Source organism: Sphingomonas sp. Mn802worker (genome assembly GCF_000382485.1).
In the GTDB taxonomy this organism is placed as follows: Bacteria; Pseudomonadota; Alphaproteobacteria; order Sphingomonadales; family Sphingomonadaceae; genus Sphingomonas.
Genome location: NZ_AORY01000007.1, coordinates 16,595 through 31,828, shown reverse-complemented (window position 1 = coordinate 31,828; position 15,234 = coordinate 16,595). Strand labels below are relative to the sequence as shown.

Sequence of the window (15,234 nt, the reverse complement as noted above, 5' to 3'; positions counted from 1 at the left end):
AACGCCAGCACAAGATCGGCGGCTTCGGCGACATCACCTTCGCGCAGGCCAAGAAGGCGGCGCAGCGGTACCGGTCCGAGGTGGTGATGGGCGGCGACCCGCTGGCGGCAAAGGCCGAGGCCAGGGCGGTGCCGCTCTATGCCGAGCTTGCCGCAATGCACATGGCCGACGCCAAGCTCCACCAACGCTCCTACAGCACCACGGAGGGGTACGTCCGCAACCACATCGTGCCGCGCTGGGGCAAGACCCGGCTTACAGACATCGACAGCCGGGCGGTGGCGCAGTGGCTCGCCTCCAAGCGGAACGACGGCCTGTCGCCTGCGACCGTGCTCAAGATGAAGATGATCTTCGCGCGGTCGTTCGAGCTCGGCAGCAAGTGGGGCGTGGCTGGCTGCGAGCGGAACCCGGTTCGTGTTGTCGAGACCAAGGCGGTGAACAACGCGCGCGAGCGCTACGTCACCGCCGAGGAGGCGGCACGGCTGGTCGCGGCGGCGGCGGCGTCGCGCAACAAGCAGCTGTCCGCAATCGTCAACCTGCTGCTGCTCACCGGCATGCGGGTGTCGGAGCTGCTGTCCGCCCGCTGGGCAAACGTCGACCTCGATCGTCGGACCCTGTTCGTGCCGACCTCAAAGACGGGGCGGTCGCGCTACGTGCCGCTCGCGCAGGCGGCGGTGGACGTGATCGCCGGCCTGAAGCGGGGCGAGTTCCTCTTCCCCACCCCCCGCGACGCTACCAAGCACCTGACCACGATCAAGCACGGCTGGCACACGGTTCGGGACGCCGCCGGCCTGCCTGACCTGCGCATCCATGACCTGCGCCACTCGGCGGCGTCGTTCATGGTCAACTCAGGCGTCGACCTGTTCGCGGTCGGCAAGGTTCTCGGCCACGCCAACGTCGCCAGCACCGCGCGCTACAGCCACCTCGCCAACGACACGCTGCTCGCCGCCGTCGAGGCGGGCGCGAAGAAGCAGGCCGCCGCCTGACCCCTCCCCCGCCCCGTGCGCTGGCCCCTCAAGGCTGGTTCGCGGGGCGGGTACCTTTTACTTTTTTCTTTTCGGCCCGCGCGACCGCTCAGGGTGTTGCTACCGCTCTACCTAGCGGAGCCAGCAGGTGCATCCGTCACAAGCCTTGCCGATCTAGCCAATCAGTTGTTCGAGACGACCACTCGGTGACAAGCGTTCGAACATGCTGGTCAGCAGATCAACTGATGCCTGCATGCTGTTGGGATCATCGATGAAGTCGCGGCCAAGCGCCATGCCGCGGACCGCCCAAACGACGAGCCGTATCGCCGCGGGATCGCGAACCGTGGCGCCGATCCGGTCAAAAAAGGCAGTCGCCGCCGCCTCCTCAATCGCGCTCTGCGCCGGTTTTATCAGGCTTGCCAGTTCCGGGTCGCTCCGAGACGCGACGAATATCTCAAGCACGGCAACTCCAGAAGGACGCGAGAGCACCTCCCAAGAGATTTCCGGCCAGTCGGATACGCGCGCGCCGATCTGGCGCTCACGCTGGATTTCGCGGTAGGCTGCGACTTCCTGGTCGAACACCCATTTGACCACTTCTGCGATGAACGCGGCGCGCGTTGCGAAATGATGCGTGATCGCACCCCGGCTGACGCCCGCTTCGTCTGCGATCTCCGCGTTGCTGGCGCGACTGTAGCCCAGTCGGCTGATCGTCGTGACCGCCGCCTCAAACAGCGCGGCGCGCGTTTCTGCGGTTCGTTGTTCCTGGGTGCGTCGCAGGACGTGTACCTCGCTCATGCCGGACAGAACGATGACACTGGCCGATCGGCTGGCGGCGGGCAAGACGGGACGGCCCTGCCCGCCGGCACGTTCAGAAACGCCACTCGAACGCGCCGCCGATCCGCCGAAACGCATTGTCCGGAAGCGTTTGAACGTACTGTCCAGCAGAGAAATTGCCGGGGAAGATGGCCGCGGCATAGCGCTTGTCGAACAGGTTGCGCACGAACACGCTGACACGCGCATGGTCGCCGATGTCACCGATCCCAACCGTCGCATTGACGAGCGAGTAACCGGCTTGGATCGTGTTGGGATCGTTGATCGCGTAGAGGAAACGGCTGCGGTAGCGCCAGTCGGCGTTGACGAAGAATTTGAGGTCGCCGCCGATCGGTTGCTCGACATTGGCGGCGAGGCTGGTCGTCCACTTCGATGCACCGACGAGCGGCGTTCCGCGCGCGTTGAAACTCGGTCCCGGCAGATTGCACCCCTGCGCCGCGGTTTGACCGAAATAGCAAGCAACGTTGTAGTTGCCGTACTCGGTGTCGAGATAGGTTACACCGCCTGACAGACTGACCCCGCGCACCGGACGAACCGACGCTTCCGCCTCGACGCCGCGCGTCTTGAGCGTGCTGGCGTTACCGGTGCGGAAGGAGCCAAGCCCGCCGTTCAGCGCCGGATCAAACACCTGCGCCTGGAAATCGCGGAAGTTGTTGATGAAGCCGGCAAGGTTCAGGCTGACGCGACGATCGAGCAGGTCGAACTTGCCGCCGACCTCGTATGCGTCAACCTTCTCGGGATCGACGTCGAATGCGACGCCCGCTGCCGAGCTGACCGCCGGTCCTTTGTAGCCGCGCGTGTATGTGGCGTACAAATTGGCGGTCGGTGCAATCGCATATTCGATGCCGCCACGCGCGGAGAAGCCGTCGGCGTTGCGGTCACGGTTGATCGGTGCGGGCAGTGTCCCGATGCAGCGTTGTCCGCCGCTCAGTGCGAAGACGATCAGATTGCACACGCCCGGCGCCTGCGTCACCGTGGTGGCAGAGTTGATCTCGTCGCGCGTGTAGCGCCCGCCCGCGATCAGCTTGAGCGACGAGGACAGGTTGAACGTCAGCTGCGCGAAGGCGGCGTAGCTGTTGGTGCCATAGTCGAAATTCGACTGGCCCTGCACCGGCGATAGCCGCACTGGCACCGAGGCCGGGAAGATGCCAAAGGTACCCGCCTGCAGGATCTGCGCGTCGATGTGCTGGCGGAAATAATAGAGCCCGGCGGTATAGTCGATCGTGCTGGTACCGCTGTTCGACACGCGCAACTCTTCCGACAATTGGTATGATTGCGAGTTGGCGATGTTGGTGTCGAAGAACGCGACTGGAGTCTGGTCGACGTCGTTGTTGGCGCGCGCGTGCAGGTCGCGGTAGGCGGAGACCGACGTGACGGTCAGCGGCCCCGCATCATAGCTCGCCGACAATTGCGCACCAAAGCTGCGCTCGTCACGCAGGACGTTCGTGCTGCCAATCGCGGTCTTGTTGTTGGTTGGAGAGGCGACGACCCCCAGGGCGGTATTTTGCGCACGTACGAAATTGGCCGGCGCGAACGGGCGCAGCTGCGGCGGGATCGGCGTCGGATCGTTGCCGCCGAACTGGCGGATCGTCGAATAGGCCTCGATCCCGCTGTTGTTCTGGTAATCGACGATTGCGTACAGGCTCAGCCGGTCGGTCGGCTCCCACAACAGCTTGCCGGTGCCGAAGTAACGACGCACGGGATCGAGCCGGCCGGGGCCGACAAGCTGGGTCGAAGGCTTCTGGTACTGATACCCGCCCACCACGCGTAACGCGGCCTTGTCGCCAAGCGGCAGATTGACCACCGCCTGAGTCTGCACCTGATCGCGCTCACCTGCTTGGACGCGACCGTTGCTGCTGAACTCGCCCAGTTGCGGCCGTGTGGTTGCGATCGAGATCAGCCCCGCCGTCGTGTTCTTGCCAAACAGCAGCCCCTGGGGTCCGCGCAGCACCTCGACCCGCTCGACGTCCGCGAGCGAGTTCAGCGGTACGTAGCGCGGTAGCGTGATGTTGACGTCGTCCACCGCGATGCCGACCGCAGACTCGATGCCGTAGTCGAACGAGTTGGTGCCGACGCCTCGGATCGCAAAATTCGGTACCCCCGGGGTGGCGGTAAAATTTAGGCTGGGTGCCCGCTGCGTGATGTCGGCGAGCTGATTGGCACCTGTTTCGCGGATCGACTGGCCGTTCACGACGGTGATCGCAATTGGAACGTCGCGCAAGGATTGGGCCCGGCGCTGCGCGGTGACGATGATGTCACCGCCAGCGGCATCGACGCCTTCGCTGGTTGCCTGGGTGGTTGCGGGCACCGTTTCCGTGCTGGCGCTGGGTGTCGCAGGCGGCGGCACCGTCTGCGCTGCGGCTGTACTTCCAATCGCCATAAAGCTGCTGCCTGCCAGCAGGACCAATCCGCGCATAGCTACCATCCTCACCTGATCACGCGGTCTCGCCGCTTGACATGGATCATGATTGCCAACAAACATACTGTCAAGCACGCACGTATCATTTTGTTGCTCAAATGCGATGCTGATGGGGAGAGGGTTCGGGATGATCCGGCAAACATTCATGATCACCGCGGCCGTGACTGCAGCCGCGGCTCATTCATCAGCAACGGCGCAGCAGCGTACACCCGAACGCACGCAAGCCAGCAACGCCGACGCGCGCGCTGCACAGACCGAACGTGCGTTGCGTGTTGAGGAGCGGACCACCCTCACCCATGGACTGTGGGCGATCCCGATCATCCCCAACGTCAAGATCCCGGCCGAGGCGATCACCGGGGCCGGCTACGTCGCCGGCATCCCGCGGCTGGGCGTACCGGCGCTGACCGAAACCGATGCGAGCCTGGGAGTGTCGTACATCTCTGGGCTGCGCAAGGATGGCGCCACCGCTCTACCCTCCGCCACCGCCATGGGCTCGACCTGGGACCCCGAGCTGATCCGTCAGGGCAGCGCGATGATCGCGGGCGAGGCGCGCGCCAAAGGGTTCAACGTGCTGCTGGGCGGCGGCATCAACCTGATACGCGATCCGCGCAACGGGCGCACGTTCGAGTATTTCGGTGAAGACCCACTCCATTCTGGGCTGCTGGGCGGTGCAGCGATCGCCGGCGTGCAGTCGCAGCACGTGCTCTCCACCGTCAAGCATTTCGCGCTCAACGCACAGGAGACTGGCCGTCACGCGGTCGACGGCCTGCTCGCCGATGATGCGTTCCGCATGAGCGATCTGCTCGCATTCCAGATTGCGATCGAGCGCGGGCAGCCCGGCGCGGTCATGTGCGCGTACAACCGCGTCAACGGCGCCGCGGCGTGCGGCAGCGACTACCTGCTCAACCAGGTGCTGAAGCGCGACTGGCACTATCCGGGCTTCGTCATGTCGGATTGGGGCGCGGTGACGAACGTCGATCAGGCACTCGCTGGGCTTGACCAGCAATCGGGCGAGCAGATCGACAAGCAGGTGTTCTTCGGCGTGCCGCTTGCCGCCGCCGCCGCGCGCGATCCCGCTTATGCCGCGCGCGTTTCCGACATGAACCGCCGCGTGCTGCGCTCGATCTACGCGCTCGGGCTCGACACCAACCCGCCGGCACGCGGTCCGATCGACGTCGCAGGTAATGCACGCGTAGCGCAGAGCGTCGCCGAACAGGGCATTGTCCTGCTGCGCAACGAGCGTGCGCTGCTGCCCTTGTCGAAGGACGTGCGTTCGGTCGCGGTGATCGGGGGCTATGCCGACGCAGGCGTGCTGTCGGGCGGTGGATCGACGCAGGTGCAGCCGCTGGGCGGTCCTGCCGCCTCGATCCCAATGGGTGGCGAAGGCCCGCTCGCCAAATACAACAACCAGACCTATCACGGCACCGCACCACTCGCTGCGATCCGCGCGATCGCGCCCAAGGCGAGCATCACCTTTCGCAACGGCCGCTATCTGGCCGATGCGGTCGCCGCAGCAAAGGCGGCCGACGTGGCAATCGTGTTCGCGACGCAGTGGATGGCCGAGGGTACCGACGTGCCCGACCTATCTCTGCCCGATGGGCAGGATGCGCTGATCGCCGCCGTCACCGCCGCCAATCCGCGCACGATCGTGGTGCTGGAGACCGGCGGACCGGTGCTGATGCCGTGGCTGAAGGACACCGGCGCGGTCGTCCAGGCGTGGTACGGCGGCGTGCGCGGCGGCGATGCAATTGCCGCGACCTTGTTCGGCGACAACAATCCGTCGGGCCGGCTGCCGATCACGTTTCCCGCGTCGCTCGATCAATTGCCTCGCCCCGCGCTGCCGTACGCAGGGTTGAGCGAGAAGGAATTCGCAGCCGGCCTGGCTGCGGGCAAGCATTACCCGATCGATTACAACATCGAGGGTGCGGACGTCGGTTATCGCTGGTTCGCCCGCACGGGTGCCGCGCCGCTGTTTTCGTTCGGATACGGGTTGACCTACACGAGCTTCGATCACGGACCGTTGCGTATCAGCGGCGGCGCGCAGCCACGGGCGAGTGTCACGATCCGCAACACCGGCGCGCGCGCGGGCAGCGACGTGGCGCAGCTCTACCTCGTCTCTACGCCCGCCGGAAAGACGCTGCGGCTCGCCGGGTTCGCTAAGGTGACGCTCCAGCCCGGTGCCGCTGAGGAGGCCGAAATCGCGATCGATCCGCGCGTGCTGGCGACCAGCAAGGACGGTCGATGGGCAATGGCCGCAGGTCGCTACGGCTTCGCGCTCGGGCGCTCCGCGGCCAACCTGAGCGATGTCATTATCCTGCCCCTGCCCGCACGTGCGTGGCGCTGATCTGTGAGCCGAGAGGATTGGCTGTCATGAACTACCTGCACTTGCTGACCGCCGCATTAGCGCTGGCTCACACATCGATGGTGCCGGTCCCCGCGCTCGCGCAGGCGCTCACGGTTGAGCCGGTGGCGACTCCAGCACCGGCTGGCGCGATCCCGCTAGAAACCGGCGGCGTGCTGGATATGCCGGCTGAAAGCTGGTTCCTGCTCAACGGCCGCGCAACCGTGCGCAACGTATCGTTTGCCACGTTGACGCCGGTACTTCCGCCGAAGGGCAAGGCGACCGGCGCTGCGATGATCGTCGCACCAGGCGGCGGCTTCGTGATGGAGTCGATCGATGCCGAAGCGATGAAGCCGGCGCGCTGGCTCGCCGATCATGGTATTGCCGCCTTCGTACTCAAGTACCGGCTCGATGCCACACCGGCGGACATGGATGCGTTCAAGCAGGCCGCCCTCGCCCGCTTCGCCGCAGCAATGGCGGCGGGTGCGAAAGGCGGCGCCGACATCAGATCGCCTGCCGCGGCGCTCGCCGACGCGCAGGCGGCCATGCGGCTGGTTCGCGCGCGAGCGGCGGAATGGGGGATCGATCCAAAGCGCGTCGGCTATCTCGGCTTCTCCGCCGGCGCGATCATGGGTCTCGACGTGGTGAAGGCCGCTAGTCCCGGCACCACGCCCGACCTGCTTGCCGCGATTTATCCCTCCATGGCGACGACTGGAGTTGCGGGCAACGCACCGCCGTTGTTCGTTGCGGTCGCCAGTGACGACGAACTTTTTGGTCAGCAGGGCTACGGTTTGCCAGACAGCTGGCGACGCGCGAAAAAGCCGGTCGAGCTGCACGTCTACGAACATGGCGGCCACGGCTTCGGCTTCGATGGCAAGCCAGGAACGACTAGCACGGGATGGACTAACGCTCTGCAGGGATGGCTTGATGCGCATGGATGGCTCAATAGGTAAGTTGATCCTAAAAGCGGCAAGCTAGCGCAACAGCGGTGGACGTGATCGTCGGCCTGAAGAGAGGCGAGTTCCTGTTCCCCAACCCCTTGACTCGTCGAAGCACCTGACGACGATCAAGCACGGCTGGCACACGGTCCGGGACGCCGCCGGCCTGCCCGACCTGGGCATCCACGACCTGCGCCACTCGGCGGCGTCGTTCATGGTCAACTCGGGCGTTGACCTGTTCGCGGTTGGTAAGGTGCTCGGCCACGCCAACGTCGCCAGCACGGCGCGCTACAGCCACCTCGCCAACGACACGCTGCTCGCCGCCATCGAGGCGGGCGCGAAGAAGCAGACGGCTGCCTAATCCGCCCCCGCCCCGCGCGCTGGCCCCTAAAGGCTGGTTCGCGGGGCGGGATGGCGCCCTAGTTATTTTTCGGCCGAGCTTCGCCCGTGGCTAAGCTCGCGAATTGCGCATTGACGCTTAGAAGCCGAAGCGCAGGCCAATCGCATAGTAGTCGTCACCGGCGTTGCCCTTGATCTGGAGCTTCGGAGCAAGCGGGAAGGCAATCGTACCATAAGGCTTCACTTCGTCGCTGATGCGAGCACCGGCGCCGAAAGTGAGGGTCAGCGGAATCGAGTAGGTAGCTTCCACTCGCCCGTAAGCCTTGAACTCGGTGTTATCGCAAAGGCTATCCTTGGCATACTGGCCGGTCCGGCTGTCGCGACAGCGCTCGTTGCCGCCGTTGGCGTCCTCGTAATACCGATCGTTGTCACCCTTGAAGACCAGCACACCGACTGCGGGCGTGATGCGGAAGCCGGGCAAGATCGGGATCGCGTACCCAACGCCGAGTTCACCACCCCACCGGTGATCAGCCCGCGCGCCGTTCGCCTCCACGCCGAACTGCGCCGCAGCCGGTGTGGCACACGCCAGCGTAGCCGCAGCAAGTGCGGCACCAAGAAGCTTTGTCATCATACCCCCTTTTCACAGACGCCCCCCGGCGCCGGATTGGGCGCGCTAGCTGTCCCAAATTACTCCTTCAACCGCTATTGCTTCCAAGTTGCGGATCAAAACTGGTTCAGCAAGCGGCTCAGCTTGGCTGGTGAAGGAGGCTTCCGATTCAACTGAAGCCGCTGAACAAAGCTGAGCCATCTTGCGGAACGTTCTTTGTTTGTTCTAGTTTGCTCCACGCCGCTTTGCGGTGACTCGATAACGCTGGAGCGAACCCGATGCAGCACGACCTGCAACTGCGTGCGGCTGCGCGCGCGATCTACGACGCCTGCTACCCGTCCGAGGATTGGGCACCAGTCGGCTTCGAAGAGGCTGAGCGATACGCGACCGTGCACTACCGGCAAGCGGTCGGTGCTGCCCAGCAAGCTCGCGCGGTGCTTGCCAGCCGCGGTGAACAGCTAACCCTACCCGCCCTCGTCTAATCAGTCGGTGTGGTCGGCGATCCTAAAAACCTGTCGGACCTGCACCGGATAGAAGCTCAGGTGAAGGTCACCTGCACCAGCTGCAAGGCAACAGAGGTGTGGGAGCTTGATGCACTGATCACCGAGGTGCGAAAGAACGGCGGCAACACGGACTGGCACACCGCCCGCTACGCGGTGAAATGCCCGCACCGCTGCGCGTCACCGATCATCAAGCTGCTGCCGATACCATTCGGTCGCCAGCGGGCGCGTAAGCAGGCGCACCGGCACGCGCTGATAAACCTGTCGTTGCAGATACTGCGCGAGGCGGCGTCCCGTTCGGCAAACGAAGCTGTAGGGACGATTGAGGTGCGCCTAGCGCTACATGTCCTTCAGCCGTTCGTTCCCGATCAACGGCTGCTAAACGCTTTCTGGCGCTCTGCCATCACTCAGCCCCGGCACCCTTGGACGAGCTGTCAGCTACCCTATCGTCATGTTGCACAGCGCCTCATGGATGCCGGTCATCCGGTGGATGAAGCCAACCAGCCGTGAGTCGACCTGCCCGCGGCGGCATGGCACCATCAAGGCATGTGCAACCGCTACCGCATGACTGCCAAACAGGCCGAGCTTGCTGCGCGCTACGGTGTTGAGGCGCCCTACCCCGAAGATGCCGACTTCCCACCGCCCGAGCTCTTCCCCGATCGGCTCGCCTGGGTAGCCCGTATGGGTGATGAAGGGCGAACGCTGGACACCATGAAGTGGGGCTTTCCACGAAAGGTACCGGGCAAGAAGATCGACAAGATGACCGGTAAGCCTATCATGCTCGACACCAAGGTGACGAACGTGCGCAACTACACGTCACCCTTTTGGAAGTCGGCGTTGGCAAACCCTGAGCGCCGCTGCCTCGTCCCATTCACGGCATTTAGCGAGTATGGACCCGGCCCGGCTGGCAAGCGCCCGCTCTACTGGTTTGACGTGCCCAGCCGCCCGATCGTCAGCTTTGCGGGCGTGTGGCGCCCGGTCGATGAAGGAGCGGTATTTGCCTTTCTGACGACCGAGCCGAACCCGCTGGTCGAACCGATCCACCCGAAGGCCATGCCGGTGTTGCTGGACGAACAGGACGAGGAACGCTGGCTTACTTGTTCTTTCGAGGAATCCATTGCGCTCGCGCGCCCTTTCCCTTCGCAGCTCATGTCCGTGCGGCTGGCACCTGACCCACGATCGATTGTGGAGCCGGAGCTATTCTAGAGTGCTGGCGAGCTTGATCGCTCAAGTGTGTCAAAGCTTTCACCAAAAGGCTTGACCCACGTCCTGCGGCAAACCTCATCGCAGCATCCACCAAGCCACCAGCAACCACGCTACGGCGCTTGTTACTATCAGGATCAACCACCCTCGGACTGACAATGTAACTCCGTCATCTGGTTCTTCGATCATCGAGCGCCGCTACCATGCCGGACTATCGCCTCAAGCGGCCTTCCTTACAGTTCGCGTGAGGAAGCCGTGTGCCCGATCGAATTGGAAGCTTTGACGCTTTGAACATCGGGCTTGATCCTGCATCATCCCTTGCAGCGGGATTGTGGGGACAATTCAGCGGGGGAGACAACAGATGATCAAGTTCATGGCGCTTGCCTGCGCCTCGTCGTTCGCGTGCTCGACCGCGATGGCTCAGGTCGTCATGCCTGCGACGACAGCGCCGGTCGCCACGCCGGTCTACAACTCGGCCGTCATGCGGACCGGGACCGAGGTGCCGTTGAGATTGTCGGAAGAGCTGACCACCAAGGGCAAGAAGCTCAAAGTCGGCCAGCGCTTCCACATGGAGGTGGCCGAAAACGTGTCCCTGCAGAACCAGGTCGTCATTCCGGCAGGCTCGCCAGCCGTGGGCGAGATCACCGAGGTGCGCAACAAGGGCATGTGGGGCAAGTCTGGCCATCTGACCGCCCGCATCATGTATGTGACCGTGAATGGACGTCAGATACGCCTGAGCGGCGGTTTCGACGATAAGGGGGTAACCGGTACCGCTGGCGTCGTCGGCGCCTTGGCGGTGGTACCTGTAGCGGGCTTCTTCATGACGGGCACCAGCGCGAAGATACCGCTCGGCTTTCCTGTGAAAGGCTTCGTCGATGAGGATGTGCCACTGACGATGGCAGCAGCCGGACCGGTGCCGCTGATAGTAGGATCACCGACAGCGCAGCCGGCCGTACAGATGGCTCCGGTCGCCAAGCCTGTGCTGACGCCGGTCGCAGAGATCAAATCCAGGTAGAGAGCTACGAGGCTGCCGCGGCGCAGTCTCGTCGCCGGCCGCGCTTATTCCCTCTGCCCCCCAAGCAGCAGAGCGCGGCCGGCTTTCCTGAACCTCATCGCAGCAGAACAGCGGCGTCTGGCGCTTCGTAGACGGCCGCAAGCATCGTCTCGACGCGATCGAGCCCGGTCTTTGTCAGCCTTATGTCGTGCATGCCATCTGAAGCTTCGACGATCTCACGCTGCTGCAACAGCCTGACCCACCGCTCGGCAACAGGCGCTGCAAGGGCGGCATAGTCCGCGACCTGCCCGAGACCGGCGTTTCGACCTTCAGCCTCTGCCAGATATATACCGGTAAGCAACGACCCGACCGGATCGGTACTCATGTCGCTTCCAAAAAGCCTGACGCGCGCGACATGGACGTGCCGGATGCGCAGCGCCGCCTCCCACAGCTTCGCGGGTGGCAACGGCCGGCCGTCATCCTGCCAGAACAGCGTCGAGACGAGACGGGCCGGATTGGAGAAGCGCGTGACGAGCAGGTTGGTCGCGATCGAAGATCCGTCCGCGCGAAGGTACCGCTTCTGCCACCGGACCGGCGCGGCACCGGCTTCCAGCATCGTCAGCATGCGCACGCTCAACTCAAGGTCACGCGGGTCGGTGATGTCGCGGTAGGACGCGCCGATCACCTCGTCTTCGCGTCGCTGCAACAGATCAAGGAAGCCTCGATCTGCCTGTAGGATGATCCCCTCGAATGAAGAAACACAATGTCCCGCCGGCATGGTTAACCCATCCTCGTTTCAGGCGGGTTCATGTATGCCGACCGGCCACTCTTGCAAGAATGCCAACACGCACGTTGTGTGAGGCGGCCTCGTTGTCGACGCCAATCGCGGCAGCGTTCCATCCTCAAAAAACATGAACGGCTCCATTGAGCTAAGATTAGCCCGGTGCAACCACCTGCAAAGGAGATTGCTCAACCAGGTTCCGCACCTTCAATCGGCAGTCTTCTGTGAGCGATATGTAGAACCGTCGCCGGTCGAAGGGGTCAGGCGCACGCTCCGCCATTCCCTCGTCTTCAAGGCGGGTCAGCCAGCGTAGCACGGTAGTAGGAGGGACTTCCCCCCTTAGAAGATCTGAGACGGTCATGCGGAAACCTTCCTCATCAGCGATCAGGAGGTCGAGCAACATGTCGAAAGCCGGATCGCCGATCATCCCGCTCGAGAAAGCTCCGGCCATCTCCCTACGTAAATCACGTAGGGCCTTTGCCTTGATGCTGATCGGACTTGGCGGTCTCTTCACGCTATCACCCCGTCGAAGAGGCAGCACAGTCAAACCTACTCTGACAGGCTCTACATCACGACTGGTGCTTTCCGCTTTTCGTTCGGCCGGATGATGGCCGGCGGCGACGTCGCGCAACACTCTGGAAATTGCAGATAAGTCCACTCTGGATTGTTCTACAGTCATGTTCCCACCCCCATGAGAAGCACTGACATACACTTTATGGTTAACCTACGTCACCATCATTTATGCCAACTGTAAAAACCTACGCTCGTGCAGAATACGTAGATCGTACATGTTCTAGGACATGGATGGTTCAAACGCAGAGTTGACGGTTTCCGCGAGCGAGCTGGTCAGACACTTCGGCGTTTGGCAGGAGCGTTCGCTACAATCGCCAGTCTACATAGTGCATCGCGGTCGCCCACGGTTGGTGTTGCTGTCGGTCGATCTGATGCAGGCGTTGTGCGCGCGCGCCGGTACGCCCCTAACCGACGCGAACGAGCAACTAAGCGCGATCATCGAAGCCTATGATGACGCCGTGCTCATTCTCGATAGCACCAGCATGATCACGCACTACAACCGTGCGGCAAAGGCCCGTCACCGAACGCTACGACAGCGAACGCCGCTCGCAAGTTTCGCCGCCAGTAGCCTTCTCGCGCAGGCCAGCACCCGCGTTCTTGCAAGTGGCACGAGCGAGGAGATCCAGGTCAGGCTGCCGGATCGGCCGGAACGAGAATATGTCGCGCGTTTGCACGCAGCCGCAGACGGCGTGGTGATCGTCCTGCGTGACGCCACCGCGACAGAGCAACTTCACGAGAGCGAAGCGAGCGTGCTGGCCTTGACCGACGCCATCGAAGCAGACGGCGATACAGCGACTTTCCGCCTCAATCTGCGCGGCGCGCTCGTCGAACCCAGGCACTCGCTCGCTGCTCTGATTGAAGCATCTCATGAACAACTGAACGGGACCCGCCTGACCGCCCTCGTCGCCGTTTCCGACCGTCCGACGGTAACGGAGATGATCGAGGAGGTTTTCGCGACCGGCGTCGCCATTGGCAGTCGGGTAGATGTTCTTATCGGAGGAAGGACGACGAAAGCCGCCAGGCTATCACTCGGCAGTGTGAACGCGACTGGTCGAATAACAGAACTTCGGGGCTGCCTGCGCCTGCTTTAATGCGTTTCGATCGATGCTGATGCATTCTCGCCAGGCACCTTGCCCAACACTCGATCCAGTTCATGGATCGCCATGTCAAGGTGTGGTGCGGCGCGCAACTCGGCTGCCTCGTCGAGGAGAGCCAGCGCCTGCGTCATAAGCTGTCTCGCCTGCTCGATCTTGGACGGCATCATCGTTCCCTCAACGCAACCACCACGCCGCATTACGCTCAATCAGGCGCAGATATATAGCCAAACACGACTTTAACCACAGCTACATGTGCCAGGCTTGGGCGATGGCTGTCAGCGATCATCGGCATTCGCCCATCCTGTAGCGCCGCCAGTAGCTGTCCCACCGCGTCGCAGCACCAGCAGCGAGGATGGCGCAAGACAACGAGCGGCCGTCCGGCAGGATGCACCGTGCGACGATGCGTCGGTAGGACCGGTCGACCGGCTGGCACGTCAGGCGCTTGTTCAAGGTAAGGCGCTGCGTCACGCGCTGGCTGGCCGCCGCACGGCGGTTGTCGCAGACGTAATTCGCCCGCCCGATGCGACACGGCTGCGCGCTCTCGTAGTCAGGCGCCTGGATGCCCGCGACCCGTACCTTCACGCCATTGCGGCACCACAGCGGCCCGTCGCCGTCGTGCACCTTTACAACTTCACAGACGAAGGCTGGCGGTAGGTCGATCATGCGTGGCACCTTGCGCGCAGCGACTCGGATTGTCGCTGTATGATGGAGAGAGACATGAAGCTGCTGCTTGCCGCGCTCACCGCATCCGCCCTGCTCACCGCACCAGCCCTTGCCGCACCATGCCGCGGTGCGAAAGGCAAGTTCATCAAGTGCGCCGAAAAGGCACCAGCGAAGTCGACCCGCTGCAAGGACGCCAAGGGAAAATTCGCGAAGTGCGGCACGCCGGGAGCAACGCCGGTCAAGTGATCGGACCGGCCAGCCGCTCGCCGCAGGAACGATGGGGTGCGGCTGGCTGTTTTCGACCACGAGCGCGCGAGGCGCCGGGAGATATGTGTATGCGTAACAGATTGATGGGCATCTTCGCTGCCTTGGCAATGGTGCTCACAGGGTTCGGCGCGAGCGTCGCCCCGACTGAGGCTTCGGCCCAATCCTACCGCTACGACCGGGGCTACTCCCGCAATCGTGACTTCAACCGCGGACGCTACTACGCGCCGCGGCGTGGCTTCCGAGGCTATCGCGGATACCGTGGCGGCTATCGAAACCGTGACTACCGGGGCTACCGGGGCTACCGGGGCTACCGGGGCTACCGCAACTATCGTGGTTATCGCGGGTACCGTGGGTACCGTGGGTACCGAAACTATCGCGGTTATCGCGGTTCGCGCGGGTACTATGGTCGCCGCTTCCGTTATTGACTTCGAGAGGGGTGGCAGAGCTAGACACGGCTTCGCCACTCCTGCTTGCCAATGACGAGAAGATGGACGGCGGCGTAGGTCCGCTAAAAGGTCTACGTTGTTGTGCAGTTACTATCGGTAGTGTGCGCATCAAACCAACAGTAACGGATGGCGTTTAAGCTTTCGACAAAGCCATTTGTCGGCGGTTTCCCTGCGGATCAGTCGTTGGCTCTTGCGTCCACCTCAAGCTCTGATCCAGCCACACAAGAATGCGCCTTCGAGGCAGTGTGGCTCAATGTCTTAGACGCACGGCAG

At 63.3% G+C, this 15,234-nt stretch carries 17 protein-coding genes; 10 read left to right on the top strand and 7 right to left on the bottom strand.

Features of this window, described 5'->3' with window-relative positions:
- Positions 1–983: tyrosine-type recombinase/integrase (locus SMN802W_RS0108520; protein ID WP_019516484.1), on the top strand; the 983-nt coding region annotated here is incomplete at its 5' end.
- A 153-nt stretch (positions 984–1,136) separates the two neighbouring features.
- On the opposite strand, the gene SMN802W_RS0108515 is transcribed toward SMN802W_RS0108520, so the two are convergent.
- Together SMN802W_RS0108515 and SMN802W_RS18245 are read right to left on the bottom strand one after the other, a co-directional pair.
- Positions 1,137–1,802, bottom strand: a complete 666-nt coding sequence (locus tag SMN802W_RS0108515; RefSeq protein WP_238560160.1) for a TetR/AcrR family transcriptional regulator — start codon at positions 1,800–1,802, stop codon at positions 1,137–1,139.
- A 28-nt stretch (positions 1,803–1,830) separates the two neighbouring features.
- Positions 1,831–4,209: a TonB-dependent receptor gene (locus tag SMN802W_RS18245; protein ID WP_019516482.1), complete on the bottom strand. Its 2,379-nt coding sequence runs from the start codon at positions 4,207–4,209 to the stop codon at positions 1,831–1,833.
- Positions 4,210–4,357: 148 nt separating this feature from the next.
- Here SMN802W_RS18245 and SMN802W_RS0108505 point away from each other — a divergent pair, with 148 nt between their 5' ends.
- The 3 genes from SMN802W_RS0108505 (at position 4,358) to SMN802W_RS0108495 (ending at position 7,852) form a co-directional block, all read left to right on the top strand.
- Positions 4,358–6,556 (top strand): beta-glucosidase family protein, encoded by a 2,199-nt coding sequence (locus SMN802W_RS0108505; RefSeq protein WP_156818797.1) that lies wholly within the window; start codon positions 4,358–4,360, stop codon positions 6,554–6,556.
- Between the two features lie 26 nt (positions 6,557–6,582).
- Positions 6,583–7,506, top strand: a complete 924-nt coding sequence (locus SMN802W_RS0108500) for an alpha/beta hydrolase (RefSeq protein ID WP_019516480.1) — start codon at positions 6,583–6,585, stop codon at positions 7,504–7,506.
- 103 nt (positions 7,507–7,609) lie between these two features.
- Positions 7,610–7,852, top strand: a complete 243-nt coding sequence (locus SMN802W_RS0108495) for a tyrosine-type recombinase/integrase (protein ID WP_083925676.1) — start codon at positions 7,610–7,612, stop codon at positions 7,850–7,852.
- A gap of 117 nt (positions 7,853–7,969) precedes the next feature.
- Here the strand turns inward: SMN802W_RS0108495 and SMN802W_RS0108490 are convergent, their stop codons facing one another.
- Positions 7,970–8,458: a hypothetical protein gene (locus SMN802W_RS0108490; RefSeq protein ID WP_026325915.1), complete on the bottom strand. Its 489-nt coding sequence runs from the start codon at positions 8,456–8,458 to the stop codon at positions 7,970–7,972.
- A 257-nt stretch (positions 8,459–8,715) separates the two neighbouring features.
- On the opposite strand from SMN802W_RS0108490, the gene SMN802W_RS0108485 reads away from it, so the two are divergent.
- From SMN802W_RS0108485 to SMN802W_RS0108470, 4 genes are all read left to right on the top strand, one after another.
- Positions 8,716–8,919: a hypothetical protein gene (locus SMN802W_RS0108485; protein WP_019516477.1), complete on the top strand. Its 204-nt coding sequence runs from the start codon at positions 8,716–8,718 to the stop codon at positions 8,917–8,919.
- Positions 8,920–8,928: 9 nt separating this feature from the next.
- Complete coding sequence (locus SMN802W_RS0108480) at positions 8,929–9,447, top strand: hypothetical protein (protein ID WP_156818796.1); 519 nt, start codon at positions 8,929–8,931, stop codon at positions 9,445–9,447.
- Between the two features lie 36 nt (positions 9,448–9,483).
- Positions 9,484–10,143 carry an SOS response-associated peptidase gene (locus tag SMN802W_RS0108475; protein WP_019516475.1) on the top strand — a complete coding sequence of 220 codons (660 nt, stop codon included), beginning with the start codon at positions 9,484–9,486 and terminating at the stop codon, positions 10,141–10,143.
- A gap of 358 nt (positions 10,144–10,501) precedes the next feature.
- Entirely contained in the window at positions 10,502–11,155 is a 654-nt protein-coding gene (locus SMN802W_RS0108470) for a hypothetical protein (RefSeq protein ID WP_019516474.1), read from the top strand.
- A 94-nt stretch (positions 11,156–11,249) separates the two neighbouring features.
- Here SMN802W_RS0108470 and SMN802W_RS0108465 read toward each other — a convergent pair whose 3' ends face one another.
- Complete coding sequence (locus SMN802W_RS0108465) at positions 11,250–11,912, bottom strand: PAS domain-containing protein (protein ID WP_026325914.1); 663 nt, start codon at positions 11,910–11,912, stop codon at positions 11,250–11,252.
- A 157-nt stretch (positions 11,913–12,069) separates the two neighbouring features.
- A complete protein-coding gene (locus tag SMN802W_RS18240; protein ID WP_156818795.1) occupies positions 12,070–12,594 on the bottom strand; it encodes a hypothetical protein in 525 nt (174 codons plus the stop codon).
- 121 nt (positions 12,595–12,715) lie between these two features.
- Here SMN802W_RS18240 and SMN802W_RS0108455 point away from each other — a divergent pair, with 121 nt between their 5' ends.
- Positions 12,716–13,579 carry a hypothetical protein gene (locus tag SMN802W_RS0108455; protein WP_026325913.1) on the top strand — a complete coding sequence of 288 codons (864 nt, stop codon included), beginning with the start codon at positions 12,716–12,718 and terminating at the stop codon, positions 13,577–13,579.
- Here the strand turns inward: SMN802W_RS0108455 and SMN802W_RS18235 are convergent.
- Entirely contained in the window at positions 13,576–13,749 is a 174-nt protein-coding gene (locus tag SMN802W_RS18235; protein WP_156818794.1) for a hypothetical protein, read from the bottom strand. The two genes, SMN802W_RS0108455 and SMN802W_RS18235, sit on opposite strands and share 4 nt — an antisense overlap.
- 118 nt (positions 13,750–13,867) lie before the next feature.
- The gene (locus SMN802W_RS0108445; protein ID WP_156818793.1) at positions 13,868–14,248 is read right to left on the bottom strand and encodes a thermonuclease family protein; all 381 of its coding nucleotides are present in this window, start codon (positions 14,246–14,248) and stop codon (positions 13,868–13,870) included.
- A 54-nt stretch (positions 14,249–14,302) separates the two neighbouring features.
- Between SMN802W_RS0108445 and SMN802W_RS0108440 the strand changes: the two genes are divergently transcribed.
- A complete protein-coding gene (locus SMN802W_RS0108440) occupies positions 14,303–14,494 on the top strand; it encodes a hypothetical protein (protein ID WP_019516468.1) in 192 nt (63 codons plus the stop codon).
- The last annotated feature ends 740 nt before the right edge of the window (positions 14,495–15,234 follow it).